Origin of the sequence: Flavobacterium plurextorum, assembly GCF_024638035.1 — a bacterium.
GTDB classification, from domain to species: Bacteria; Bacteroidota; Bacteroidia; order Flavobacteriales; family Flavobacteriaceae; genus Flavobacterium; species Flavobacterium plurextorum.
This window is the reverse complement of sequence record NZ_CP100442.1, coordinates 4966942-4992163: the sequence shown is the minus strand read 5'-3', so window position 1 is coordinate 4992163 and position 25222 is coordinate 4966942. Positions and strand designations below refer to the sequence as shown.

Here is a 25222-nt window from a genome sequence, read left to right as displayed (position 1 = left end):
GCAGTACTAGATCTAAGCTTCTGTCATTCACTTTTAAATATAAAAATAAATGAAAAAAGTTTTCGCTATTATTCTTCTATTGATGTTGACCAATTTAAATGCACAACAGACAGAGTTTAAAAATCCTGCTTTGGATGTTGTTACAGCCTCTGGGATAGTCCGTGGAAAAATGGAAGATGGCATTTCTGTTTTTAGAGGAATTCCTTATGCCGCGCCTCCCGTAGGAGAATTTCGCTGGCGTTCACCGCAACCGGTTCAATCTTGGAAAGATGTTCGAGATACTTCAAAACCATGCGCAGAATGTCCTCAGGCTGGCTGGCCGAGAGGATCGGGAATGTCTAAAACGGCCTCAGAAGATTGTTTGTTTCTTAACATCTGGAAACCAGCTAATGCATCCAAAAAAGTGAAACTGCCGGTTATGGTATGGATTCATGGAGGAGGATTTGTGGGTGGAAGCGGAGCTGGAGGCGATTTTTCTGGAGCTTCTTTTGCAAAACAAGATGTAATATTAGTCTCCATAAATTATCGTTTAGGGCGTCTTGGCTTTTTTGCTTTTCCAGCTTTAGCTAAAGAAAATCCAAATGAATATAAAGGCAATTATGCTTATATGGATCAGATTGCAGCTTTACAATGGGTGCAGAAAAATATTTCGGCATTTGGCGGTGATCCTAAAAATGTTACCATTTTTGGTGAATCTGCTGGAGGAGTTTCAGTGCATTCCCTTATCACGATTCCCTTAGCTAAAGGTCTTTTTCAAAAAGCAATCATAGAATCTGGAGGAGGCCGTGACGGTGTGCTTACAGGACGTCCGATTAATAAAGAAAATGCAGACCCGCATTATCCTATATCGGCAGAAACGATTGGGATAAATTTTGCAAAAAGATATACTATTGAAGGAACAGATGCTGTTGCTTTGCAAAAACTGCGCGCGCTTACCGCAGAAGAAATAATTGATGGAGGTCAGGAAACAAATGGACAGAACGGAGAGCCTACATATTCGGGACCAATCCTGGATGGAAAACTTGTTGTTGAAACTGCCGAAAGCGCTTACAATGCCGAAAATCAGCCGTCGATTCCGATAATTATTGGATCAAACAGCGCCGAAGTACCAGCAGGTTTTGTAAATGCAAACTCGAAAGAAGAACTACTTTCTATTTTCGGAACACGTAAGGAGGAAGCATCAAAAGCGTATGATGCTGACGGAAAAACTGATTTTGCAAAAATGCTGGCTCTTGTCAATACCGATAAAGTTTGGGCAGAACCTGCACGTTTTACTGCACGACGTTTTACAGCAAAGAGTGCGCCTGCGTATCTTTATTTGTTTTCGTATGTTCCTGCATCAATGCAGCAGTGGATGAAATATGGAGCATCTCACGCTTCAGAAATACCTTATGTCTTTGATAATCTTGTTGACCGAAATAACATAGTATTTACTCCGCAGGATAAAAAAGTGGCTAAAATTATGAATGCCTATTGGGTGAATTTTGCAAAAACAGGTAATCCAAACGGAAAAAGCCTAGCGCAATGGCCCGTTTATGACGCGAAAAAGAATGAGGTTTTTGAATTCCGTGAAGATGGTTCGGCAGCAAAAACAGACGACACAAGAAAGGACAGATTGGATGTCATCGAGAAAACATTTGAAAAAAAATAATATGAGAAATTTAAAAGCTGCATTAAAAAATATAAAGCCAAATTATTATAAAGCATTATTTTTAGTAGTACTTACAATAAGTCCTGCTATTTATGCCCAAAAAGAAAATAGTAAAGAACCGATGATTATAGCAGAGCAGGGAAGTTTTGCTGTAGGAGGTACAATTATAAAAAATCCGGGTACATTTGATCCTTATAAAATTACGCCTGAAGGACAGACATTCCGCGGAGATCATGCCTATGTTTTCTATCAAATCCCTGCAAATGCCCGTAAATATCCTTTGGTGATGTGGCACGGAATTGGTCAGTTCTCCAAAACTTGGGAAACCACACCAGACGGACGTGAGGGATACCAAAATATTTTTCTGCGCAGAAAATTCCCTGTTTATTTAATCGATCAGCCCAGAAGAGGAAATGCAGGCAGAAGTACTGTAGAAGCTTCTATTAAACCCATTGCCGATGAGCAGCAATGGTTTGGTGTTTTCCGTGTGGGAATATGGCCTGATTATTTTCAGGGTGTACAATTTCCACGAGATTCCGCATCGCTGAATCAATATTTTAGATCGATGACCCCAAATTTAGGAACAATTGATATAAACGTTACTACAGATGCGGCTTCGGCACTTTTTACTAAAATTGGTCCTGCCATTCTGGTAACACATTCGCATTCTGGAGGAATGGGGTGGATTACGGCGATTAAAAATCAAAATGTAAAAGCCATAGTATCTTATGAACCAGGCAGCGGTTTTTTATTCCCCGAAGGAGAAGTTCCATCACCTATTGCCAGTTCAGCGGGTGCTCTTGAAGGGACAGGTATTCCCTTAAAAGATTTTATGGCGCTCACCAAAATCCCGATAGTGATTTATTACGGTGATAATATTCCTGATACGCCATCGAATAATTCGGGTGCTGATGGATGGCGTGCACGCTTGGCTATGGCAAGATTGTGGCGAGATGCCGTAAATAAAAAAGGCGGTGATGTTACAGTGGTTCATCTTCCTGAAATCGGAATTAAAGGCAATACACATTTTCCGTTTTCGGATTTAAATAATATTCAAATAGCGGATCTTATGTCTAAATGGCTAAAGGAAAAGGGATTGGATAAATAATAGGATTAAAGAAAATAAAATGAAAATATCAAGATTCTTATTTCTATTGATTACAATATTCTGCTTGTTCTCAGGCTGCAATCATGCGCAGGAAACATCTCAAAAAGAGGAAAAATCTTTAAACAAAAATATACTGATTGTGTATTTATCAAGAACAAAAAATACTAAAGCAGTGGCATCTATTATTCATAAAAATGTCGGCGGAACATTGGTTGAACTTGAATTAGAGAATCCTTATCCCGAAGATTACAAAACTATAGTAGCCCAAGTTGCAAAAGAAAATGAAACTGGTTTTCTGCCTCCGCTTAAAACAAAAATTGATGCTGTAGAGAAGTTTGATATTGTATTTGTAGGTTTCCCAACTTGGGGAATGCAGTTACCGCCTCCGATGAAGAGTTTTTTAAAACAATACAATTTAGAAGGAAAAACAATTATTCCTTTTAATACAAATGCAGGTTATGGAATTGGAAGCAGTTTTGAAACCGTAAAAGAATTATGCCCTAAAAGTAAAGTTGTAAAAGGTTTCTCTGTAAAAGGAGGAATTGAAAGAGATGGAGTTTTATTTGTAATGGAAGGCGATAAAGAAAAACAAGTTGAAACAGCTGTAAAAATATGGCTGAAAACAATTGGCTTTATGAATTGGTAATTAAATAAAGAAAATGAAAACACTTTCAATACTTATAATGATGGTATTTGCTTCAGTAGGTGGAAATGCCCAAACAGATCAAAATTTAAGCACAAAGCAGCAGGCAATTATCAAAATTGCTTCAGTTACCGCGAAGGGTGATTTAGTAAAATTGAAAACAGAATTAAATTTTGGATTAGATTCTGGCCTGACAATCAATCAGATTAAAGAAACTCTTGTTCATTTATATGCATATTGCGGATTCCCCAGAAGTATTCGCGGTCTGCAGACATTTATGAGCGTATTAGAGCAGCGTAAAGCAAACGGAATTATCGATATAATCGGGGCAGAAGCTTCACCAATAAAGGAAGAAAGCACGAAATACGAACGAGGTAAAGTAGTTCTGCAAGAGTTGACCAAAACATCACAAGACGGACCAAAAACCGGATATTCGGCATTTGCACCAGAAATTGATGTCTTCCTCAAAGAACACCTTTTTGCAGATATTTTCGAAAGAGATGTTTTAAGTTATGCTGAAAGAGAACTTGTAACAGTATCTGTACTTGCCAGTATCGGAAGTGTAGAACCTATGCTGCAATCTCATTTAAACATCTGTCTTAATGTTGGTTTAAGTGATAATCAACTGCAGCAATTTGTTGAAGTTATCAAAAAAACAATTGGCAGTAAAGAAGCTGCGGATGCAAAAATAGTTTTAAGTGAAGTACTAAAAGCTAAAAAGTAATATTCAAGATTTAGAAATGATGATAAAAACAGCACTATTAATAGCAGTTATAATAACGACAAATATGGCAAATGCACAATCAACTCAAAAAAGGTATGAGCAAAATCCATTTACTTTAGTCTATGATGGAGCCATAACCAAAAATGAAAAAGGAAAAGTAAATATTCATCCAGTATCTTACAAATTGAACGGCATCGATATTGCCGCCAATGTTTACACGCCGGCAAATTATGATGAATCAAAGAAATACCCGGCAGTTGTAGTGGCCCATCCCAACGGTGGTATAAAGGAGCAGACGGCTGGACTTTATGCACAGCGTTTAGCAGAGGCTGGTTATATAACTATTACTGCTGATGCTGCTTTTCAGGGAGCAAGCGGAGGCGAACCCCGTCATACCGATAAACCTTTTTACCGTGTGGAAGATATTCACGGTATGGCAGATTATATTACCCATTTTAAAGGTGTAGATAAAGCTCGTTTGGGTATTTTAGGTATTTGCGGCGGAGGCGGTTACACTTTAAAAGCGGTTCAGTCCGATAAACGATTTAAAGCAGTTGCAACTTTAAGCATGTTTAATTCCGGAGAGGTAAGACGTAACGGATTTCAGAATACAGCCCTGTCTACAATTCAGGAACGACTGAAACAGGCCTCTGATGCCCGCGATCAGGAAATTTCTGGCGCTAAAATAATGTATTCAGGTGTTGCGAGTATATCTGATGAAGAAATTGCAAAGACAACGACCAACTTATATCGTGAAGGATATGAATATTATTACAGGATATACGCTCATCCGAATTCAACCTTTTTATATACAACGAGCAGTCTTCTGGACCTAATGACATGGGATGCAAGTTCGAATATGGACTTGATTAATCAACCATTATTAATGATGGCAGGAAGCAAAGCGGATACGAAATACATGACCGATGAAGCATTTATAAAAGCAGTTAACTCTAAAAATAAGGAGTTGTTTGTTATCAATGGCGCCACGCACATTCAGACTTATTATAAACCCGAATATGTATCGCAGGCAATGGTTAAATTGTTGAGTTTTTATAAAATTAATCTTTAGAAACTAATGAAAATAAATTTAAAAAATATTTGGACACTTTCTTTAGGTATTGCTGCGATGCTGTTAGTTTCTTGTGCTAAGAATAAGGATCAAAATGAGGACAAAAAAAGTGCAGACAAAAATGTGATTTTTTCCAAAGGCGCAAAAATCACCAATAATAATTTTAAAGGATCTGCTTGGCTTTCAATGCTGGCAGAAAATGATACAATCTACAACACGCAGATAGGGAATGTGACTTTTGAGCCTGGAGCAAGAACAAATTGGCATTATCATAGAGGTGGCCAGATTCTTTTGGTTACTAAAGGAAAAGGTTATTATCAGGAAAAGGGAAAGCATATTGTGGAAATAAAAAAAGGAGATGTGATAAAATGTCCTCCAAATGTTATTCACTGGCATGGAGCTGCTGTTGATGACACTTTAGTGCACATCGCAATAAGTACCAGTACAAACAAAGGATCTGTAGTCTGGCTGGAACCCGTTAGTGATTCTCAATACAGCGATGTAAAAAATAATTAACAATACATAATAACACTTTAAAATAGTTAATCTCAGAAATGGAAAACACTTTAGAAAAACTTTTGTTGGAATTTTCCAAGACTGCAAAAGAAGAATATTTACCACATCTTTCTATTGACTGTGTTGTTTTCGGTTATAATAGAGATAATTTGAAAGTACTATTAGTGAAGCTTAAAGATCAGGATCTGTGGTCACTTCCGGGAGGATATATTAAAAAAAATGAAGCGACAGATCATGCCGCGAAAAGAATATTGGCAGATAGAACTGGTGCGGATGATATTTATCTGCAACAATTCAAAGTCTTTGCCGGACTGAATAGAAGTGAAGGATTTTTTTTTAATTATAATGATGATCTTTGGCACAAACAGCGTTTTATTTCACTTGGGTTTTATGCACTTGCTGATTATCTAAAAGTAAATCCTGTTCCGGATATTTTCTCAAGTTCCTGCCAGTGGACAGATATTGATGCTTTGCCTTTAATGATGATGGATCACAGAGAAATTTTGGATAAGGCATTATTGACGGTGCGAAAAGAACTTAATTACAAACCAATTGGCTATAATCTTCTTCCTTTAGAATTCACAATGCCTGAATTACAAAGGCTTTACGAAATTATACTCGGAAAAAAACTTAATCGAGGAAATTTTTATCGAAAGATGATTGGCTATGACATCTTAGATAAAATGGATGAGCCAAGAATGGAAGGCAAAGCGCATAAAGCACCTAATCTTTATAAGTTTAATAATTATAAATATATAAATGCACTTCAGAATGGATTTAAGGAAGGTTGGTAATATATGGTTATTAAATAACGGATATATGAACAAAAAGCATAAGCGTAGATTTGCCATATAAATATCGTAAAAGAAAATTAATTGAAAAGTAAATATAAAAAAAAGTCTCAGATTTCTCTCAAACTTCTTGTCTAGTAGCGGGAAGCATTCAATTATCTAACCAATTCATGGATGATTTTTATGAAATCGCTTCTTGATAGTGATTTTAAATTTTCACAAAACTTCTTTTGTATAATTAATTTTATATTCAAATAAATTTAGCAAGTGATTGAGCTATAATTTGGTAGGTCTGTTTCATTTTTTAATTTAAACATGTTTATATACATAATTTTTTAATTTTATTGTAACTTAGTTTGATTCAAATCAATTTATTGGAAGCGATTTGAAACTGATGCGATTTTTTTAATAATGTTAAAATCTTGTAATATGAATTTCAAACTAAAAATTATTCTCCCTTTTATTTTAATGGCATTTTCAGGATTTGGACAAAATCTACCAAAAGGAACACCACCTTTTAATGGAAAAATCGAAACTACTTACAAAACATCAAAACCAGATTTTCCACAACCAATTACTCCTCCAGCAGGTGCTCCAAATGTTTTATTGATTCTGATTGATGATTTAGGTTTTGGAGGGACAGAGCCATTCGGTGGTCTTATTCCAACCCCAAATATTGACAGACTGGCTCAAAAAGGGTTGTTATATAATCGTTTTCATACTACAGCACTTTGTTCTCCAACAAGAGCAGCATTATTAACAGGCAGAAATCATCATCAAAGTGGTAATGCTGGGATAACAGAAGGTTCAACTGGATATCCTGGATATGATAGTTATTGGGGATTGGACAATGCTGCAATTCCGGAAATTTTGAAAGATAACGGATATAATACAGCAGCCTTTGGAAAATGGCACAATACACCTGATTGGGAAACGAGTCCGTTAGGTCCATTCGATAGATGGCCAACTGGGAAAGGATTTGAAAGATTCTATGGTTTTATTGGAGGAGAAACAAATCAGTACTATCCCCAATTGTATCAAAACATTCAACCAATAGAAAAAGGGATTACGGAAGATCCTAACTATTTATTTACACCAGATATGACAAATGAAGCAATATCGTGGTTGGGAAATCAAAATTCGATATCAGCAGATAAGCCATGGTTTATGTATTTTGCGCCGGGTGCGATGCATATACGATTCGAACCTACGCTGCTTAGCCCTTGTTTTCGTTGACTATCTTGTTATCAAAAATACAACGTGCCACGATTCTGCCATAAAAATAAAAATGTCAAAATTAAAATAATTAAGTTTTTTAACTGCCTTAATTTTTTCTTCCAATAAAGGTATCCACTCCATTGCAAATGTTTGAAAAATTTCCATATTTGCTAATTGCTTAATTGTATTGAAATCCTAAAGTTTTTGGGATGATAAATCAAAAGTATGATTGCCAATGTTATATGTTTGGTGTTGATCCTGTTTGGATTACCTTTTAATACAAAAAAAATTTTATGGAAGTACAAGCTGATGCATACAGGAAATTGCAGTTTTTAAGCGTAGGTGCTATGAAGAGCTACACCTGCATAATCTTGCTTGATAACACAAAGTATAAAGCTCATGGAACTGGCGTGTTTATTCAGATTCATGAGCACTATTTCCTTGTTTCGGCGGCCCATGTTCTGGATAAGCATGGAGAGTTTTTCATTTTCTTGTCCAAGGAGTATGAAATAATCAAACCGGGAGGCGACACCTACATCAATCGGGCAGAAGATCGGGATAAGGATGCGATTGATATCGCTGTCCTGCGCTTGGATGATGACTGCCTTCCCCATATTCTCCGTTCCTATAAATTTCTTCAGGCAGAGGATTTGGCCATCAATCATATATTCCAGAGTGAAGAATTTTACACATTTCTTGGGTATCCGGCTACAAGAGCAAAAGCCTTATATAAAACTGATGTTTTCGACATCACCACATTTTTCCATTTCACTGCTCCTATTGGAAAGGAGTATTATGCAGCGTTTGGACGAAACCCTTATGTTAATATTGTAGCATCGTACAATAAAAAGCATGCATATGACAGCAGTAGGGGAACTTACGGTACAGGGCCAGACCTGTACGGTATCAGTGGGTGCGGGTTATGGTTCACTGATCCCCTCGATTTGGCAGTTGGAATCATAAAACCTAAATTAACAGCTATAATGACCGACTGGTCCATTAAAAACAGAAATATAGTTATCGGAACCCGTATTGATGTTGTCATAGGTATGATAAAGAAGTTTGTTGATATTGATTTTCCTGACTCCCACATTAAAACAATCAGATAAACCCGCTTCTCTTTTATGTCAAAACTATTCGCACATCACAAACTTAAATTGTAAAAACTTCTGGTTTAAATCTATTATGTAAATAGAGATTCATTCTCTTTCTTCAATTTTTCTATTCCTAATTCTTTCTTAAATTGTGACATTATATTTGTAAAAGAAACAACGTACTCATTATATTTTTCTTCACTAGATTCGTTTTTGCCGATTTTATATTCTAAAAATGTATTAGCGTTATCTATTGTAATCTTTGTAAGCTCTAATACGTTATTTGAGCAAATCACAGAGTAAGTAAGTAAAACTTCATGAATTATTAAAATTTGTTCGATAATTTCTTTTTGCTGTTCATCTGTTACTGTTGTTTTGTTGTTTAAAAAAGACAGTGATCGATGTAATTTAATGACCTCGCTTGAAAGTTTCAACATAAACGTTATCTGTTCTTTAAAAACACTTTCTCTCAAACTGTTTTTTCTATTTTTATTTGATAACGAAATATTTTTTATACCTAAGTATAACGTAGCTATTATGCCAATCAAATAAAAAAGATCTTTTAGCGGAATATTAAAATTTTCAAACATTGCTCTGTAATTTATTTTGATAAAGGTAAACTTAATCTATAAAATAAAGTTTTCAATAATGTATGCTGCAGATCTTTTTTATTTAGTTAAAGTTATTATTAAACGTCACTGATATTTTAAAATTATATTTGATAATCATTTTTTAAAAGAGATGTTTTAGGTTGCTACCTGATCAAAAATCTTCCTTGATTTTTTTAATTGAGTGGTGGTATTTAAACCTATGAACCTAAGCTCGGGAGAGCTTGCTTTACCTCATAAGTCGTTTTTCTCAACTTGTTTTTGCCACGAATCTGGCATATAATTAATTATATTTTAATTCAACTCTCAAATCATTATTTGGAATATAGGTGATTATTTAAGCGTGGTGTAATATATAACCAAGAAAATTGGAAATTGCCGATAAAAGATAATACGAGAAGAAATTTTTTAAATGTAAAAAGGCTGAAAATAAATTTCAGCCTTTTTATAAATAATATTATGCGGGTGTATACCGGTCTCTTTGTATTATCTCCAAGGCCTGATTGGCTAAATCATCTGTTAAGCCAACTGAAGCACTAGTTTGAATTAATTTCGATTTTAAGAAGGTTGGTAACGCGTTTAATGATTTATCATCATCAATAATTATGAATGCTTCACAATCATTGACATTAAACCAATGCATTATTTCCTGTCTTCTATTTAAATAATTTACATTTTCTTCAAGACGATGAATCCGATTAATTTTTAAGTCTCTTTTTTTAAATATACTTTTCCATTCTATTAAATCATATTTTGATTTATGAGAAGTAGTCAATATAATATCAGCACTAGTTTCAGATATAATTTTCTGAAGTGCTTTAACTGCCCTAGGACTAAATTCAGGAAAGCCATCATTTAAAAATTCTGGTCTTTTCCACGAATTTCCAGGAACCATTACGCCGTCTATGTCTAAAAATATTAACATGATACAAAGGTACTATATTATTTTATAATATCAATAATTTGTTCCAATGAAATACTATTGTAATCAGCGTCTAATATGTTAAGTTCGAGTATTTTATCATCAGTATCCCATTCAGATTCGGTAAATTCTACCTCATTCCAATTATATTCTTTCGTTGCAGAAGTTTTTAGAGATTTAGTTTCTCCAATTTTAATTCCCGCAATTATAGAGCTAATGTAACGGTGATGTCCATCAATTATTAATCCGTCACATACCTTGATATCATCAAAATTTATATCATTTATCATTTTCTTGTAAATTCTATTTATAATCGGCAGTGAGAGTTTTTTATGCGAAGATCTATATTTTAATGAATTAGTACTAAAAAAATCTTTGATTAAATGTTCAGTTATTTTTGTCATTTATGGTTGTTTTGTTTCGTGGTAAAGATCGATATTTTTAATTAAAAACACTTAGATGTCAATATAAAAGGTTTTAATATCATATACTTTACGGGTTTCCATATTTTTATTCTGAAGATATTGTATAAATTGCGCAGTAATTTAACATTCTTAAAATTTTATATCTACCTTACTAATTAATGGACTTAACTATAGCAAATAAATCACAGAGTATCTGCGGAAAATATAATTTTTCTATTTATAGTCATACATTGACATTGGAAGAATTGGATTCTTATATTTTAGATACATTGTTTGAAGAAAAGAAATTAAACTATCTTTTTCAGAAAGATTTACTATATTCTAAAAAGCAAGGAATAATCCAACTGCAGAAATTTATTGAAACAAGTTTTGCAAATCGTGAAGATGAAGTGACAGATGAAGAAATAAATGATTTTATTGATCAAGGTAATAATATTAAGTCATATTATTCTTTTTTTGCAGAGGCTTTATTAGCTAGATTAAATATTGATTATATAGATAACGATTTGGTCATTGGCGTTATCGCTGTAAATGAAAATTTAACAAAAGTATCCACTGGAGCTGATGTTTGCATGTTTTCAAATAGCACTCTTGTTTTGGGCGAAGCTAAATTTTATGGTGAATTATATGGTGGTATTACTTCAATCATAACAGATAGTTCTTTTAAAAGTAAACTTGAAGATTACATAAAAAATATAATTAGCTCTACAAGTGAGATAATTATTAAAGGAATTACGGGAGATATATGTGAGAAGACATCTGCTGATATAAAAAAAATGCCACTTGTTTTATCTGGATTTGTTTTACATACGAAAGACAATAAAGATAAATATGACTCAGCATACAATTTAATTAACAATGTATCTATAAGTGATTTTCCAGAACATTATAAAATTCATCTGTATCATTTACCTATTGATTCTAAAAAAAAATTAATTTTTAAAGCTCAACGGAAAGCTTTGAATTTAATAATTAATTTAAAAACCAATAAATGATAGATCAAAACAAAAGAGAGGAGTTAATTAAACTGCTAGATCAAGATAAAAATGAAGTCAAAATTGAAGATCTTTTTTTATTTGATTTGTCTCCTTATTATGAAGAAAAGAAAGACGAATCATTCTTTTCAAAACAAATGGAGTTTATTCTCCAAAATAATTTACTAAATCATAGTTTGCAGGGGATTTCATTTACTGCCGAACAAAAGAGAATTTACGATGAAATAGTTAAAAACGAACGGGTTGTAGTTTCTGCTCCTACTAGTTTTGGAAAAACTATGTTAGTAAAAGAATTCATTTATAATTTTCAACCAAAAAAAATTGTTTTTTTGGTTCCGACAAATTCATTAGCAGATGAACTGGTTGACGATTTTAATTCAGTATTTAAGGTCTTAGGTTACACGGTTTTTGATACGGTTAAGAATGTAGATAAAATAGCAGATAAAAGTATATTTATTGGAACTCAGGAAAAGTATTATCAAATTTATAAAATTTACAATCAAAGGATTGATTTATTTGTAATAGATGAAGCTTATAAATTAAGCGATAAGGTTGATAGTAGTAGGGAAGTTATTTTAAATAGAACTTTTATTGATACTTTGTCTTTTGCAAATAAGGTTATATTACTACTTCCTTTGGTGAAAGAAATTAATGGGTTAAATGATGTAAATTTTAAAATTGTTATATCTGAATTTACGCCTGTAGCTAAACATTTTGCTTCTCTTGTTGATTTCGAAAATAGGTTAATAGAAGATATAAAAAACAATAAGGAAAATAGTTTAGTTTATTTTGATTCACCAGGTGAGGCTGAATCTTTTTTTACAAATAAAATCAATGGTCCGTCTAATATATTTGGTTTAAATAATAAATGGATTGAACGTGTTGAATATGATTTTCATCCTGAGTGGATTCCTCTTATAGCACTTAGAAGTGGTGTTGGAATACATTACGGACCAATGCCTAAATTTGTTCAAAAAAAAGTCATCAGCTTATTTAATAACTCTGAAATAAAAACGTTGTTGGCAACATCGTCAATTATTGAGGGTGTAAATACTCCCACAAAAAATATTTTCATAACTACTTCAAGTAATATTTTGGGAGATAAAAATATTATAAAATTTAAAAATTTGATAGGTCGGGCTGGAAGATTGGGAAAACACAAAGTTGGAAATGTGTATTATAAAAGTATTCATGAGGAGCTATTTGTCAAAGCTAATGTACCTTATGAAAAAATTCAATTAAATTTTATTGTTAAAGATCAGGCAGAAATTATAGAAATAAATAGAGAGGAGGAATATAAATCGGCAAGTTTCGGTGAATTTGTGAATGATGAATCAACCGATCAATATCAAGAAAAAACGAAGAAATACTTGAGAGATTCAAACTATGGAAATATTCCAATTGAAGAGATATGCCAATTATTAAATAATTACGGTTTTACAATTAAACAGTTTAAGGATTTGTTGGAATTTGTCAAAAGTCCAAATACGAATTTGTTTGCCATATTAGCAAAATTAAAAAGCCTCGATAGTGCTAAAATTAATAACAATAGTCTTAATGTGATTTTAAATTCAGATTATCAAACAATAACTCAAATAGTTAATAAATTAAAGTTGGACAAAAAATTTTCAACATTTGAAAAGTCTAAATTAGTCTCTATAGTAATTAAGATGATTTACAATGTAATACCTCATAAAATTATTCCCGCTTTAGAGTTTGTTATAGAATTGGATAAACTTTACCAAACCTATAATAAGCGAAGATTTATAAATAGTAAAATGAAAAGCGAAGCTAATATCAAAATATTGTCATTTTACGATAAGTTTCTTGGTGAAAAAAATACCAACAGAGAGGAATTAAAAAAAATTATGACAAAACTATTTGAATATGGAATTCCTTATTTTAGAGTAAAGGAGCATTTGAACAAGATTTCTGAAAGATTGCCAAATAATTTTTCCATATTTGATATAAAGAATATTATAAATGAAGAAGAATTAATGAGTGATTTGAGAGTTTATTTTGAATAGTAGTTCAGAAATTGCAATTAAAATGATTAATTTATAATCTAAGTTAGATAAAGTTCAGAAAAGTACTCCGTTGTATCCTGTTAATTAGAAACTAGACCAATTCGTTAAGGGTAAAAAGATAAAAGATAAAAGATAAAAGATAAAAGATAAAGATAGAGTTATTTAATTCTGCCTTTATCTTATTATTTGATCTGTATTAAATATTATTTTTTTTGGTAGTATTACTTCTATATTTTTTTTATTCTAAATACCTTGGAGTTTGGGATCAATCAGTATTTTTTTGCATAACTTCACTTTTTGCAAAATTCACAATTTAATTTTTTATAATCACATGTGAATGACAATTGTATTTTTTTGCAATTTCAATATTTCTGCATAATTTTGTCTTCTGTTATTCCCTAGTACTGAAGACTGCTAAACAGCTTTAATCTTTCCTTGCTAATCTTATTCTATTTTATGACGGCTTATTTATTTCTTTGTATCATATTATATGCGATTATTTTTTTTTCTTTTTCTTATAAAACTTCCAAGTCTTTTTATATTGTTTTTCACGTACGTAATCAACGTGGTCTTGATTCCAATTAAGTGCTTCAATAATTTTATTTTTGCGTATCCAATAATGTGATCTACATTCAAAACTCCAGTTTCCTATCGAAGGTGATAAGGTAATTGTTTCTCCGTCATATGCCAACGACCATCGATTAGGAGTAATTGGTGTTATAACTTTTTTACCGCAACCGCATGCGCATAAATGCGCAGCGGTTTTATATTTAACGGTAATATATAATATTCCTTCGTCTAATACAAGAGGAATAAACTCTACAAACTCGTACTTAAGTAAGGTCCTCATTGAGTAATTTTCCTGTGTTGATAAAATATAAATTATTGTGTTCCTTTTTTAAATCCTGATAGAAACCAATCATTTTTTTCCAGCGAAGTACTGCTAATGCTGCATTAAGGCAGTTCAGATCCACTATTTGTATATTGCTTGCGTATTTATTTTCTGCAACTTCTTCTGTGCCAATGCGATAATTTAGATGCTTATTATTTTCAGGAGTTCCTGCAGTTACTCGTACTGTTCCTAAAAGTTGATCGCCTACTTGATTTATCCCCATGCCTACATCGATAAATGGAATTTTTAGTTTAACAAGTTGACGAGTAATAAAACTTCTAACTTTGTTGCTATCAACACTTATAAATACGAAATCATAATTATCCAATTCAGATATATTTGCCTCATCAATATTTACGGGATGTGCAATGACTCCATTACGCATTCGCGAATAAATATCAGTATAATATTTCACCTTTGTTAGATTGCCATTAGGATCAAAAATATCTTCTGAGCAAGCGCCAGGAGCTCTAAAAGCATTATGTACTTGAAAAATATCACCATCGTACAGATGAATTTCATCTACATGTGTCTTAGCGACTAAGTCTAATATATACGATCCTGTTCCTCCGACTCCAATGATTGCAATTTTCATATCTTCAAATTTTGTATTCAAAGCTCCAATTCCAGCACGGGATGAATTAGTGTCGGGATATTTGAATGTCTCATTTCTCATTTTCAAATACCTCCTTTCTTGGCCTATTTGTTAGAGAAGGGTCAATTGCTTTTGCTGGTGCGCTAAGAATTTCGGTGTATGTCCTAACCTTTTCGTAAAAATCAGGATAAATACCGGTTCCTTTAGGTTTACTAGAAAAATGAAAATTCACCGTAAGTCCAGGAATTAAAATTTGAGGAGTATCACCAATAATAATTTCATCGTAGCGACGACCATTTACATGACATGGAGTTTCGCCGATAAAACGTACAGTATGATCGTCCATTTTCCCAAGTACCAAAGGGGTGAGTGGTGTTAGTACACAAACTATTGTGCCATAACGGATCTCACCTGTTAAGTTCACATATGGAATGCGGTGGACCAGTAAAAACTGGCCACCAAGAAATTCCATATCATATCCAGCTTCCCAAAGCTTCATCATATCTGGGTTATGACTTGTCAGTAGCGGTTGCATGGAATATCATGTTATGTTTAACGTAAACTGCATTACCCTTAATCAACGATCCTTCAATGTTCTGTTTGGGACCATCTTCATAAGCTACTGTATATGCAACATTTAGATTGTTTTCAAAAGAACCATATGCTAATATGATAACTTCTTCAAATGTTATTTGAGGTTTTGTCCACTGATGCGGACTACCTGATACAATTATTGTGGTATTCAAATTAACAGGAACTGTATAAAAGCGTTCGATTGAAGGACGCGCTAAATCCACCTGCTCATCATTCTCAATCAAATTATCTAAATAAGGTTTTCTATTGTCTAAGAAAATTTTGTCATCGGATTCAATTCCTGCTATTTCACGAATTTGTTTGCCGTTTATAAATTGCTCAGACCAATCGAAGAATTTTTCATTAACTGTAAATTTTAGTTTTGCTGCTGTGTAGAAGTCTTCAATACCAAGCCTTGCTAAATTGACTCTAGTGTCATCAAAAATCAATTCGTCGTCCCAAGGTTCTGTGATTTGTAAATAAAGTTTATCATCACCTTTTATTTTGGCAATTTTTCGGATTTGTTCGCCAGTAATATACTGGTCTAACCATTCATAGCTCATTTTGTTGACTACGAAATTCAGTACCGGCTTACCGGCATTTTTGTTGTTGTGCTGCATAGCAATAAGTATTAAGTTTAAATTAATGAGCAACATTTAGAATGAAGCTCCATTGTAACACTATTTCGTATTGCTACTTGTGTAATTCAATGAGAATTACTACTTTTGCAGTACAAAATACATAGGGATTTGAGATGAGAAGTCTCAAATAAATTGTTCGACACATTACCCTTTAGGAACCGCCTAATTAATTATTCCACTAATTAATTAGGCTTTTTTATTTTTCTTTGTTTTCTCGGCTTTGTTTTTTTGTAAAGGTACAATAATAATTATGTTACGCAAATTATTCTTTACTTTTTTTTAATGTATAGATTTATAAAATTATTGTAAAGATTTATAAAATTTTTTATACCTTTGCGTCATGTTTAAATTTAATTCACTATGGCTTTTTCAAATATAGATGTATTTTATAATGAATTAGGATCGAGGATTAAGACCCAAAGACTTGCCCTAAATATTACCCAGGAAGCACTCGCTCAAGAATTAGAATTGACGAGAGCATCAATTATAAATCTAGAAAATGGACGACATAAACCTTCTATTTATCAAATTGTGTTAATTGCAAAGTATTTTAATATTGATTATACTAAACTTATTCCTATACCAATGGAATTAGTTGTAGAAAAGGTAAAAAAAACTGTGCCAGACCTTAGTAATATGGTTAGTGACCAGGAAGAAATTGATAGCCCATCTAAGCAAGCTATTCTCGATTTTTTGACGTCTGTTAAAATAAATAATATATGAATATTAAACTTATAAATAGTAAAGTAAATGCAATCTTAAGATCATATTCTAAATTAGAGCTACCAATTGATATCGAAGATATTGCTAGAAGTCGAGGTCTTACTATATTGGGATATTCTTTAGGAGACGATGTATCTGGGCTCTTATCAATCGAAAATGGCATTGGAACTATTGGATATAATCATGATGAAACGAGTATTACGAGAAGACGGTTTACAATTGCTCATGAATTAGGACATTTTGAATTACATAAAGATAAGTCTGATTTATTTGTGGACAAGCAATTTATTTACAGAAGTCATAATTCTGGAGACACGCCCATAAAAAAAGAAATGGAATATGAGGCTAATTTGTTTGCATCAAATATCTTAATGCCTACCTCTCTATTACGGAGAGAAATTGAAAAATACGATATTAGTGAAGAAGGAATAAAACAGCTTGCAGAAGTTTTCAAAGTAAGCACCACTGCAATGTCAATTCGTATTTCCAGTCTTGGTCTAATTTAACTTTAGTAATTTAAAATTTTATGCCAAAAGAAAAGTGGTTAATTGATCCTGCAGAGTTGGACGAATTTCAACGTGATATTCTAGGTCTTGGAATGAATGATAGCTATGCAATTAAGGGTTGTGCTGGTAGTGGAAAGACAATTTTGGCATTGTATAGGGCAAATGATATTCGGATAGAAACTATTGCAGAAGATGAAAATGCATTGCCATCCTTTACATTAGTTGTATATACAAAAGCTCTTAGAGAATTTATACGTTCAGGTATAATCGAATTAGGAATATCTATTAAGCAAGTTATTCATTGGGAAAAATGGGATGGAGATGAAGTTGACCATATAATTGTAGATGAAGCTCAGGATTTTAGCAAAGGCAGAATAGATGTTTTTAATGATTCGAAGGTAAAATCACTGATGCTTTATGGTGATACTCAGCAAAAACTTTATCCGGGAGGTATGTCTATTGAAGATACAGCTTTATACCTCGATATACCGCAAAAAGAGCTTTTGAAAAATTATAGATTACCGAAATCAATTGCATCAATTGCGTCGTATTTATGTGACGACAAACAACTGGAAGGTAAATGTGTCAAAACAGTTATTGAAAAACCTCGCTTGAAAAAGTTTGATTCTTGGCAAAAAGAATTAGATTTTATAATAAATGAAATTAGTACCCGAAATTTAACTGACGTAGCTATTTTAGTTCCCTTTAATATCGAAAAAAAGGCAAAAAGTAATAATGAGTATCGAAATGTTGAGACCATTAAACAGTATTTTGACAGCGTTGGGTTTCGACATGAGGTTAAAATGAGTGAAGATGAATCTAGCGCATTTGAATTAGATTTTGATTCAGACAATCCTAAAGTTATGACTTTTCACAGTTCAAAAGGATTGCAGTTTGAAACAATTTTCATTCCATTCTGTGATTATCCTAATCACGATAACTGGTTTAACAAAAATTTTGCAAACCCTTTTTATGTAGCTATTACAAGAACTTACAAGAATCTTTACATTACACATTCCAAAAGGTTGTCCCTTTTTCTAAAAGATGTACCATCAAACAAATTTGATTAAATAGAATGCATTATTACTATCCCCTATCGTCAAAAGATTTTACGTTTGAAAATATTTTTTCAAGTGAGTCAATTTCACCTCCATTTTTCTACAAGAATAGAGGTTTTGGTATTGATTATTTTTATGTAATTCCTATAATAAATCATAATGATGCAATAATATTATTTAGCGAACCTCCTGTCTATGAATTGACTGATAATTATAAATTTATTTTACAGATCGATGAAAATTCTCTTGATTTAGATAATCTAATTTTTTTGCAAGAAGGAGTCTTTGCTTATCAAAAAACTATTTATCTCGACAAATCTAATTTTATATTAAACTTCTTTTCAGAAAAAGACAAACGTGTTTCAATTTTAAAAGCAGCGACATCTTTACCAACCAAAAATATCGGAAAATTTTTAAATAACTTTCAAGTTATTGATGAGAAATCTTGTGTTAATTATGTGTTTAAAAGTGAGCTATACAATTTCGACACAACTACTAGCTATATAGTCCTTCAAGAAGATAAAAAATTTAACCAATTTAAAGGCTTAGTATATGGTGTCACAACTGGTCTTTATAATTACCAGCCAAGGGAAGAAAAACTTTTTAGGAGACTTTTAAGGGAAATAGTTAATTCATTTGCTGAACTTAAGAGCAGGTTAGTTGAAGGAAAGACTTCAAATTCAAAAAATCAAGACAAGAAAACGGAGGATGAAAATTATTTTTATACAAAACAACTTCTGGATTTAATTAATCTTGCAAAAGAAACGTATTATGATATTTATGGAGATTTAAATTTTAATGAAGATGTATTAGCTGAAATTTTGCATGAGAAATTAGATAGCGTTTCTTCAATTGAGGATGCTAATCAATTTATTAAAAATGTAAAGATAGGAGATGAAGCTTTTGGTACCTTTAAATTTCAAGACTTAAAGAAGAAATTTTCGAATTATTCTGATCAGCATCAATTTGAACCAATTGATAGACTTGGTATCTTAATTAACCAATTTATTGATAAATCTTTAAATAATGCAAAGTATAATTATGATTTAACTGAATTAAATGATAATATTAAAATTCTCATTTACGAAATAGATCAACACGCATCAATTATCTTGAGGGCTAAATTTAAACTTGAAGATTTTTCTATTGATAACTTAGTATATGATTTTGATAAAAATGAAATCAATGTTAAAGATAAATTTCAGGGACTATCAGATAACGAATTGGTAGACATGATTTCTATCAATAATATTATTTTAAAATTTTCAGAACAAAATAATAAGATATTAAAAAAAGACGCCATTTTAAATATCGTCAAAGAGGTTGGAAATTTTTTCAGTAAAGGAAACAAAGAAACATTACTGTACCAATATTTAAATAATGAGATTGATACTTATGCATTTGAGAAAATCACAAATAGTGTGATGAAGAATTTTGTGGCATTCATTTTCAATATTCAAAGCCTTGAAAAACTTGAAAGTTTTATAGATAAAAAAAATATCGAAAATGACTGGATGGCGTATTCATTTTGGGGTTCATTTAATGGATTTGCAAATCTAAGTGGTAATTTCACTAAAACATTATTTAGTAGTGAGGGAGAAAATATTCAGGTGTATCTTGATCAGTATTTTGAAAAATATGTGAAAATTCTAAAGAATTTAAAAGTAGAAGTTATTTCCATAGGACCATTATCAAAAAATGAAGTTTTGAATAGTGAGGAACTATTTCCCAGCAATTCAGTAGATAATTTTTATGTAAAACTGGTATTTGGAAATTATGATATATCAAAAGAAGGTTTACTAACTTTAATTCCTATCAAGGATAAAGAAGCATTTTGCATTGAAGCAAAATTGAAATTTAAGATGAACAAAAAAAAGGCTGAGAAGCTTTTTAATGTAATAAAACAAAATTTTGACTCGCCATTATTGTTTAACTAATTTAAATATTTACTAGCTTTAAATTTTTACAGATAAATAATTTATACTGTTAATTGTTTTTGAATCAATATTTTATTTATTGTACCGCTGATATTTTAATAAAGATAGATTTTAAAAACTTACAAAATTTGCAAAGCCATCTCTGTACAAAATATGGCTGACTGCATTCTTGTACAGGATCAATATAAGTTACCGAAACCTTTTCTATATAATCTTCTATTGCCGACCCGGTCAGTAGGTTGATTTCTTTTCTTTTCTGCAGTACCATTTCTTCAATCTGCTCATTTGAAAGGGAAATTCCGGCAGCTGCTGATGTACTGCGTATTTGCTCCCTGATAAATTCCTTTTCCTCGGCAATACACTTGGTTATGTGTTTTCCGTATTCCTGTTCTGGATCGAAAAAGTCATCAGGTTCATTGTATTGAATGAATTCTTTTTTAGAATAAAGCTTCTGCATAAACCTATTATGAAGGTCTTTGGTAGTCATACCTTTGAAATAATCAATATCCTGTTTCATAAAGTCAGTATTAATTGGACGGCACTGCAATAAGCCTTCCTTCGTATGGATAGGCAAATTCGGATAGTGCCACTGACTGGTCTAGCCAGGCAGATTCATCCTCTTTTTTGAGCATAATGGGCATACGCATTTTATGGTTGTGCACAAAGCGCATAATATCGTTGGCTTTTGTAGTTACCATGGTGTAGGTGTTTTTAATTTCATCTGTCAGAGGATCCGTCCAAGAAGAGTATAAACCTGCGAAGGTGAAGATTTCATCATCCTGCGAGTTGATCTGGTATTTGTCCTTGCTTTTTCCCTTTTCATCTTTCCAGTGCCATTTATAGTAAGCGGAGGCTATAATAAGGCAGCGGTTGTGCGTTATATTTTTAAAAGAGGCTTTCTCATCAATGGTTTCAATTCGGGCATTAAGTGTGTTTTTTCTAAACTCCATGTCTTTTGCCCAGGAAGGCAGCAGCCCCCAAGTGTAGTCCGTTGTAATGAGATGCGGAGTTGAATTCAGTATCACAGGGATATTAGGATTGGAAAACCCGTTGATGAAATCCGACTGCAGATACGTTTCCTCATTGTCGAGTTCCGCATTAAAGCGTCTTTTGAGATCTTCTATTGAAGCATTCTGCTGGGTATAGTAACACATAACTTTGCGGTATTAAGGCTGTTATAAAATGTCTTATCCTGACACAAATAAATCCTTTCAGGGGATTTTATCTTTTCCATAGGGTTTAAGTTTGAAAAAATATATTTCAATGGAAATAAACCCAATAGATTTTAAACGTATCGAAAGACTTGTGCAGGAAAATCAGCAGCGAAAAATGGAGATGTGGAACAAAAACAGCACAAAACTACTTTACCGCCTGCTTATTTTCTTTTTCATTTTTTTTACTTCTCTATCAAATTTAGTTCATAATTAGGACTTTACATAAATAAATACTCAAAATTTCATCCTATGGCGCGGCAGATTAATTTCATGTTCCTGCGGATAAGGCTCTCGGTGTGTGCTGCTGATATCCTGTTTGATATTATGCTGCGTGGTAAATCTTTTATCTGAATCCGAATATCTGGGATCAGGGATAAAAGGCATTTTCGCCATTCTGGAAATGGTGATCGTCGGAAAATGATAATCTATTTCCACGGTACCTAAAAGCAGATAGCAGCCGCCTCCCTGAAAGGGATTCTGCACGAGACTGTCCGGGAAATGCGCCGTATCAAAATAAGCCCCTTCATGATCGATCCAAGTCCCGAAATACATATTTCCTCTTTTGGTCGGCACCTGTTTGGTTGAGATTAGATATGCCAGCATCCTGACCTGTTTTTTATGGTATTTTAGTAAATCCCTGACCAGCACATCGCCTCGGTGTCTGGTCTGCAGCAGATCAAATACGGTGCAGGACACAGGGAAATTCAGAAGTTCAATTTCATCAAAGGCATCTTCAAAACGCGAGCGTTCCAGAACAGGTAGCTTGAACTCCTTTGCCGGCTGCTGAATGAGCATCAGCCCGCGGTTCTCAGGCTTGAAATTATTCAACAGGAGGCTCACCTGTACCAGCAGCTGGTTTTTGGTTTTACCCGTAAAGCAGAATGCGCCGATAAAGATCAGTACTTTTATATTTTCGATTCCCATAGGCACTCTGTTTATAAAATCCTCAAGAGATGCATAATCACCATTTCTTCTTCGCTCTTCAGAAATAAAGACCGCCAGTTTGGAATCAATGCCTGCAAGATGCATAAAACCAAGATAAATGTCATTGCCGTAAAGCGCCGTTTCATACTCGCTTTTGTTCACGCACGGATTATGGATAACAGCACCTGCCATACGCGCCTCATGGATATAAATTTCTGTCCTGTAAAACCCGCCCTGATTATTGATTACCGCCACCATAAATTCAATAGGGAAGTGAACCTTGAGATACAGGCTCTGATAACTCTCCACCGCGTAGGAAGCGGAGTGCGCCTTACAGAAGGAATATCCTGCAAAAGATTCGATCTGGCGGTAGATTTCCTGGCTAAGCATTTCAGGATGTCCTTTGGAGGCGCAGGAAATAAAAAAGTCGTCTTTGACTTTCTGAAGTGCCGCTTTTGATCTCCCTTTTCCAGACATGGCACGTCTTAGAATATCGCCGTCTGCTGCGGACAGCCCGCCGTAATGCAGGGCTATTTTGATGACATCTTCCTGATACACCATAATCCCGTAGGTCTCACCTAACTGCTCCTGAAAGACAGGGTGGAAGTATTCGAAGCGCGAGGGATTATTGTGGCGGAAAATATATTCCTTCATCATGCCGGACTGTGCCACACCGGGGCGTATAATGGATGATGCGGCCACAAGGGTTTTATAATTATCGCATTTTAAGCGGCGCAGGAGTCCGCGCATGGCAGGGCTTTCGATATAAAAGCATCCGATTGTCCTTCCTTCAGCCAGATAGCTGTTAGAGACTTTCTCATTTTTTGAAATGCTAGTATCACGGATATTGATGCGGATCCCTCTGTTCTGCTCAATTATTTTAACTGTATCATCAATGTGCCCGATACCGCGCTGGCTCAGGATGTCGAATTTTTCAAAACCGATGTCCTCGGCAACGTGCATGTCAAAGAGCACGATGGGAAAACCTTTGGGAGGCATTTCCAGCGGGGTGTAATTGGTGAGCGGTTCTTCGGAAATCAAGATCCCGCAGGAATGCATGCTTCTCTGGTTGGGATACTTTTCGAGCATCATGCCGTACTGCTGGACCAGTTTTACGATTTCGTTTGTCTGGTGCATTTTCATGGGGTTTTTTGCCAGCATATCCAATTCGTCTTTTGGAAGGCCGAAAACTTTGCCGACTTCGCGGAATATGGATCGGTATTTGAATTCCACATTGGTGCCGCAGAATGCGACATGCTCGTATCCGTAACGGTCAAATATATACTTTAAGATCACATCACGCTCTTTCCAGCTCCAGTCGATGTCAAAATCGGGAGGGCTTTTACGGTTTTCATTCAGGAAACGCTCAAAATAAAGATCAAGCTCCAGCGGGCAGATGTCGGTAATTCCAAGACAGTAGGCGATGATGCTGTTTGCACCCGATCCTCTTCCGATATGAAGAAAACCGCGGCTGTTACTGTAACGGATAATATCCCAGGTGATCAGAAAGTAACCGCTGAATTCAAGATCGTTGATTACTTTGAGCTCTTTTTCCACTCTTGCCTTTGCGGCCTTGTTGTTTTTTCCGTAGCGCCAGACAAGACCCTCTTCGGCCAGTGTGGTGAGTAGCGCAATATCTCCTTTTTTGTTTTTGGTGTAATACTTCTTATTTTTCGGGCTTTCAAAATCGTACTCAAAATTGCACTCTTCTATGATCTGATTTGTATTTACTGTAATCTCGGGATACTCTTTATAACAGGCGGCAAGCTCCGTCTCCGGGATCATCAGATCGGATTTGCTGCAAAAATCATCCACAGACAATTTTGACAAAAGCTGGTTGAGGTCAACAGCGCGCAGTATCCTGTGCAGGTTGTATTCCTTTTTGGTGCGGAAAACAACAGGCTGGAGAATGACCATTTTAGCGATTTTGTTTCTAAGCTCGGGCATATAAAGTCTGCTGATTTCATGGGGCTGGAGTCCTATGAACTCTTTATCAGTAAGTATTTCAGGTGCATCTTTGAGCGTGTAGATGATAAATACGGACTTGAAAGCCGGCGCTTTTTCCGGCAGGGGCTCGCCTGAGAAATTATGGCTGGTCAGAAAGCGGTTCATTTCGGCAAGGCCTTCTGCATTTTGTGCCAGACCGATGTAGCGCAGGCGGTGTCTGCATCTGAACTCGATCCCGACAAGAGGTTTGATGTTTTCTGCTCTGCAGAGTTTTATAAAATCGTAAATACCCGTAACTGTGTTGATATCAGTGAGTGCCATTGCCCTGACCCCGCAGGCGGCAGCCTGAGGTACAAGCTCCTCCAGCGGTATGGTGCCATAGCGCAGGGAGTGAAAAGAGTGGCAGTTGAGATACATT

General features: G+C 34.0%; 26 protein-coding genes. 16 read left to right on the top strand and 10 right to left on the bottom strand.

What is annotated here, in order from left to right; translation table 11 throughout:
• Positions 1 to 49: 49 nt before the first annotated feature.
• The 9 genes from NLG42_RS21635 to NLG42_RS21595 all read left to right on the top strand — a co-directional run bounded on the left by NLG42_RS21635 (position 50) and on the right by NLG42_RS21595 (position 8832).
• The gene (locus tag NLG42_RS21635) at positions 50 to 1651 is read left to right on the top strand and encodes a carboxylesterase/lipase family protein (RefSeq protein ID WP_257682327.1); all 1602 of its coding nucleotides are present in this window, start codon (positions 50 to 52) and stop codon (positions 1649 to 1651) included.
• Between the two features lies 1 nt (position 1652).
• On the top strand, positions 1653 to 2759 hold the full coding sequence (locus tag NLG42_RS21630) for an alpha/beta hydrolase (RefSeq protein ID WP_257682326.1): 1107 nt from the start codon (positions 1653 to 1655) through the stop codon (positions 2757 to 2759).
• Positions 2760 to 2778: 19 nt separating this feature from the next.
• Entirely contained in the window at positions 2779 to 3405 is a 627-nt protein-coding gene (locus NLG42_RS21625; RefSeq protein ID WP_257682325.1) for a flavodoxin family protein, read from the top strand.
• Positions 3406 to 3418: 13 nt separating this feature from the next.
• Positions 3419 to 4126, top strand: a complete 708-nt coding sequence (locus tag NLG42_RS21620) for a carboxymuconolactone decarboxylase family protein (RefSeq protein WP_257682324.1) — start codon at positions 3419 to 3421, stop codon at positions 4124 to 4126.
• A 16-nt stretch (positions 4127 to 4142) separates the two neighbouring features.
• Positions 4143 to 5198 (top strand): alpha/beta hydrolase, encoded by a 1056-nt coding sequence (locus NLG42_RS21615; RefSeq protein WP_257682323.1) that lies wholly within the window; start codon positions 4143 to 4145, stop codon positions 5196 to 5198.
• A gap of 6 nt (positions 5199 to 5204) precedes the next feature.
• Positions 5205 to 5714 carry a cupin domain-containing protein gene (locus tag NLG42_RS21610; protein ID WP_257682322.1) on the top strand — a complete coding sequence of 170 codons (510 nt, stop codon included), beginning with the start codon at positions 5205 to 5207 and terminating at the stop codon, positions 5712 to 5714.
• Positions 5715 to 5752: 38 nt separating this feature from the next.
• On the top strand, positions 5753 to 6508 hold the full coding sequence (locus tag NLG42_RS21605; protein ID WP_257682321.1) for an NUDIX hydrolase: 756 nt from the start codon (positions 5753 to 5755) through the stop codon (positions 6506 to 6508).
• Between the two features lie 426 nt (positions 6509 to 6934).
• Entirely contained in the window at positions 6935 to 7741 is an 807-nt protein-coding gene (locus NLG42_RS21600; protein ID WP_257682320.1) for a sulfatase-like hydrolase/transferase, read from the top strand.
• Between the two features lie 275 nt (positions 7742 to 8016).
• Complete coding sequence (locus NLG42_RS21595) at positions 8017 to 8832, top strand: serine protease family protein (RefSeq protein WP_257682319.1); 816 nt, start codon at positions 8017 to 8019, stop codon at positions 8830 to 8832.
• 74 nt (positions 8833 to 8906) lie between these two features.
• Here NLG42_RS21595 and NLG42_RS21590 read toward each other — a convergent pair whose 3' ends face one another.
• The 3 genes from NLG42_RS21590 to NLG42_RS21580 form a co-directional block, all read right to left on the bottom strand.
• Positions 8907 to 9407 carry a hypothetical protein gene (locus tag NLG42_RS21590; RefSeq protein WP_257682318.1) on the bottom strand — a complete coding sequence of 167 codons (501 nt, stop codon included), beginning with the start codon at positions 9405 to 9407 and terminating at the stop codon, positions 8907 to 8909.
• Positions 9408 to 9882: 475 nt separating this feature from the next.
• On the bottom strand, positions 9883 to 10350 hold the full coding sequence (locus NLG42_RS21585) for an HAD domain-containing protein (protein WP_257682317.1): 468 nt from the start codon (positions 10348 to 10350) through the stop codon (positions 9883 to 9885).
• Between the two features lie 17 nt (positions 10351 to 10367).
• On the bottom strand, positions 10368 to 10751 hold the full coding sequence (locus tag NLG42_RS21580; RefSeq protein WP_257682316.1) for a hypothetical protein: 384 nt from the start codon (positions 10749 to 10751) through the stop codon (positions 10368 to 10370).
• A 179-nt stretch (positions 10752 to 10930) separates the two neighbouring features.
• Between NLG42_RS21580 and NLG42_RS21575 the strand changes: the two genes are divergently transcribed.
• Positions 10931 to 11767 (top strand): Hachiman antiphage defense system protein HamA, encoded by an 837-nt coding sequence (locus tag NLG42_RS21575; RefSeq protein ID WP_257682315.1) that lies wholly within the window; start codon positions 10931 to 10933, stop codon positions 11765 to 11767.
• Positions 11764 to 13794 (top strand): DEAD/DEAH box helicase, encoded by a 2031-nt coding sequence (locus tag NLG42_RS21570; protein WP_257682314.1) that lies wholly within the window; start codon positions 11764 to 11766, stop codon positions 13792 to 13794. The genes NLG42_RS21575 and NLG42_RS21570 overlap by 4 nt, the downstream gene beginning before the upstream one ends.
• Before the next feature lie 496 nt (positions 13795 to 14290).
• Here NLG42_RS21570 and NLG42_RS21565 read toward each other — a convergent pair whose 3' ends face one another.
• Genes NLG42_RS21565 through NLG42_RS21550 form a run of 4 tightly spaced genes read right to left on the bottom strand, consistent with a single transcriptional unit; the run spans position 14291 to position 16474 of the window.
• Positions 14291 to 14644 carry a ubiquitination-like system serine protease family protein gene (locus NLG42_RS21565; RefSeq protein WP_257682313.1) on the bottom strand — a complete coding sequence of 118 codons (354 nt, stop codon included), beginning with the start codon at positions 14642 to 14644 and terminating at the stop codon, positions 14291 to 14293.
• On the bottom strand, positions 14628 to 15362 hold the full coding sequence (locus tag NLG42_RS21560) for a ThiF family adenylyltransferase (RefSeq protein WP_257682312.1): 735 nt from the start codon (positions 15360 to 15362) through the stop codon (positions 14628 to 14630). Before NLG42_RS21560 ends, NLG42_RS21565 begins: the two co-directional genes overlap by 17 nt.
• Positions 15352 to 15783, bottom strand: coding sequence for a DUF6791 domain-containing protein (locus tag NLG42_RS21555; protein ID WP_257682311.1), 432 nt, complete (start codon positions 15781 to 15783; stop codon positions 15352 to 15354). Before NLG42_RS21555 ends, NLG42_RS21560 begins: the two co-directional genes overlap by 11 nt.
• Before the next feature lie 7 nt (positions 15784 to 15790).
• Entirely contained in the window at positions 15791 to 16474 is a 684-nt protein-coding gene (locus NLG42_RS21550) for a multiubiquitin domain-containing protein (RefSeq protein WP_257682310.1), read from the bottom strand.
• A 381-nt stretch (positions 16475 to 16855) separates the two neighbouring features.
• On the opposite strand from NLG42_RS21550, the gene NLG42_RS21545 reads away from it, so the two are divergent.
• The 4 genes from NLG42_RS21545 to NLG42_RS21530 are packed head-to-tail and all read left to right on the top strand — an operon-like array spanning position 16856 to position 20719.
• Entirely contained in the window at positions 16856 to 17218 is a 363-nt protein-coding gene (locus tag NLG42_RS21545) for a helix-turn-helix transcriptional regulator (protein WP_257682309.1), read from the top strand.
• Positions 17215 to 17724 (top strand): ImmA/IrrE family metallo-endopeptidase, encoded by a 510-nt coding sequence (locus tag NLG42_RS21540; RefSeq protein WP_257682308.1) that lies wholly within the window; start codon positions 17215 to 17217, stop codon positions 17722 to 17724. The genes NLG42_RS21545 and NLG42_RS21540 overlap by 4 nt, the downstream gene beginning before the upstream one ends.
• 20 nt (positions 17725 to 17744) lie before the next feature.
• Positions 17745 to 18794 carry a 3'-5' exonuclease gene (locus tag NLG42_RS21535; protein ID WP_257682307.1) on the top strand — a complete coding sequence of 350 codons (1050 nt, stop codon included), beginning with the start codon at positions 17745 to 17747 and terminating at the stop codon, positions 18792 to 18794.
• Positions 18795 to 18799: 5 nt separating this feature from the next.
• On the top strand, positions 18800 to 20719 hold the full coding sequence (locus NLG42_RS21530) for a hypothetical protein (RefSeq protein ID WP_257682306.1): 1920 nt from the start codon (positions 18800 to 18802) through the stop codon (positions 20717 to 20719).
• A 76-nt stretch (positions 20720 to 20795) separates the two neighbouring features.
• On the opposite strand, the gene NLG42_RS21525 is transcribed toward NLG42_RS21530, so the two are convergent.
• Both NLG42_RS21525 and NLG42_RS21520 read right to left on the bottom strand, forming a co-directional pair.
• Positions 20796 to 21236: a hypothetical protein gene (locus NLG42_RS21525; RefSeq protein WP_257682305.1), complete on the bottom strand. Its 441-nt coding sequence runs from the start codon at positions 21234 to 21236 to the stop codon at positions 20796 to 20798.
• Between the two features lie 10 nt (positions 21237 to 21246).
• Positions 21247 to 21873 carry an SOS response-associated peptidase gene (locus NLG42_RS21520; protein WP_257682304.1) on the bottom strand — a complete coding sequence of 209 codons (627 nt, stop codon included), beginning with the start codon at positions 21871 to 21873 and terminating at the stop codon, positions 21247 to 21249.
• A 109-nt stretch (positions 21874 to 21982) separates the two neighbouring features.
• Between NLG42_RS21520 and NLG42_RS21515 the strand changes: the two genes are divergently transcribed.
• Positions 21983 to 22147, top strand: a complete 165-nt coding sequence (locus NLG42_RS21515) for a hypothetical protein (protein WP_257682303.1) — start codon at positions 21983 to 21985, stop codon at positions 22145 to 22147.
• Between the two features lie 20 nt (positions 22148 to 22167).
• Here the strand turns inward: NLG42_RS21515 and NLG42_RS21510 are convergent, their stop codons facing one another.
• Positions 22168 to 25221: a DNA polymerase III subunit alpha gene (locus tag NLG42_RS21510; RefSeq protein ID WP_257682302.1), complete on the bottom strand. Its 3054-nt coding sequence runs from the start codon at positions 25219 to 25221 to the stop codon at positions 22168 to 22170.
• Position 25222 lies beyond the last annotated feature (1 nt).

Bases quoted from the DNA above. Each gene is read 5' to 3' on its own strand.
- NLG42_RS21530 (WP_257682306.1), top strand. From the start codon at position 18,800: ATGCATTATTACTATCCCCTATCGTCAAAAGATTTTACGTTTGAAAAT.
- NLG42_RS21605 (WP_257682321.1), top strand. From the start codon at position 5,753: ATGGAAAACACTTTAGAAAAACTTTTGTTGGAATTTTCCAAGACTGCA.
- NLG42_RS21595 (WP_257682319.1), top strand. From the start codon at position 8,017: ATGGAAGTACAAGCTGATGCATACAGGAAATTGCAGTTTTTAAGCGTA.
- NLG42_RS21550 (WP_257682310.1), bottom strand. From the start codon at position 16,474: ATGCAGCACAACAACAAAAATGCCGGTAAGCCGGTACTGAATTTCGTA.
- NLG42_RS21515 (WP_257682303.1), top strand. From the start codon at position 21,983: ATGGAAATAAACCCAATAGATTTTAAACGTATCGAAAGACTTGTGCAG.
- NLG42_RS21600 (WP_257682320.1), top strand. From the start codon at position 6,935: ATGAATTTCAAACTAAAAATTATTCTCCCTTTTATTTTAATGGCATTT.
- NLG42_RS21555 (WP_257682311.1), bottom strand. From the start codon at position 15,783: ATGATGAAGCTTTGGGAAGCTGGATATGATATGGAATTTCTTGGTGGC.
- NLG42_RS21520 (WP_257682304.1), bottom strand. From the start codon at position 21,873: ATGTGTTACTATACCCAGCAGAATGCTTCAATAGAAGATCTCAAAAGA.
- NLG42_RS21560 (WP_257682312.1), bottom strand. From the start codon at position 15,362: ATGAGAAATGAGACATTCAAATATCCCGACACTAATTCATCCCGTGCT.
- NLG42_RS21510 (WP_257682302.1), bottom strand. From the start codon at position 25,221: ATGTATCTCAACTGCCACTCTTTTCACTCCCTGCGCTATGGCACCATA.
- NLG42_RS21615 (WP_257682323.1), top strand. From the start codon at position 4,143: ATGATGATAAAAACAGCACTATTAATAGCAGTTATAATAACGACAAAT.
- NLG42_RS21580 (WP_257682316.1), bottom strand. From the start codon at position 10,751: ATGACAAAAATAACTGAACATTTAATCAAAGATTTTTTTAGTACTAAT.
- NLG42_RS21570 (WP_257682314.1), top strand. From the start codon at position 11,764: ATGATAGATCAAAACAAAAGAGAGGAGTTAATTAAACTGCTAGATCAA.
- NLG42_RS21585 (WP_257682317.1), bottom strand. From the start codon at position 10,350: ATGTTAATATTTTTAGACATAGACGGCGTAATGGTTCCTGGAAATTCG.
- NLG42_RS21565 (WP_257682313.1), bottom strand. From the start codon at position 14,644: ATGAGGACCTTACTTAAGTACGAGTTTGTAGAGTTTATTCCTCTTGTA.
- NLG42_RS21610 (WP_257682322.1), top strand. From the start codon at position 5,205: ATGAAAATAAATTTAAAAAATATTTGGACACTTTCTTTAGGTATTGCT.
- NLG42_RS21575 (WP_257682315.1), top strand. From the start codon at position 10,931: ATGGACTTAACTATAGCAAATAAATCACAGAGTATCTGCGGAAAATAT.
- NLG42_RS21535 (WP_257682307.1), top strand. From the start codon at position 17,745: ATGCCAAAAGAAAAGTGGTTAATTGATCCTGCAGAGTTGGACGAATTT.
- NLG42_RS21540 (WP_257682308.1), top strand. From the start codon at position 17,215: ATGAATATTAAACTTATAAATAGTAAAGTAAATGCAATCTTAAGATCA.
- NLG42_RS21630 (WP_257682326.1), top strand. From the start codon at position 1,653: ATGAGAAATTTAAAAGCTGCATTAAAAAATATAAAGCCAAATTATTAT.
- NLG42_RS21545 (WP_257682309.1), top strand. From the start codon at position 16,856: ATGGCTTTTTCAAATATAGATGTATTTTATAATGAATTAGGATCGAGG.
- NLG42_RS21635 (WP_257682327.1), top strand. From the start codon at position 50: ATGAAAAAAGTTTTCGCTATTATTCTTCTATTGATGTTGACCAATTTA.
- NLG42_RS21625 (WP_257682325.1), top strand. From the start codon at position 2,779: ATGAAAATATCAAGATTCTTATTTCTATTGATTACAATATTCTGCTTG.
- NLG42_RS21590 (WP_257682318.1), bottom strand. From the start codon at position 9,407: ATGTTTGAAAATTTTAATATTCCGCTAAAAGATCTTTTTTATTTGATT.
- NLG42_RS21620 (WP_257682324.1), top strand. From the start codon at position 3,419: ATGAAAACACTTTCAATACTTATAATGATGGTATTTGCTTCAGTAGGT.
- NLG42_RS21525 (WP_257682305.1), bottom strand. From the start codon at position 21,236: ATGAAACAGGATATTGATTATTTCAAAGGTATGACTACCAAAGACCTT.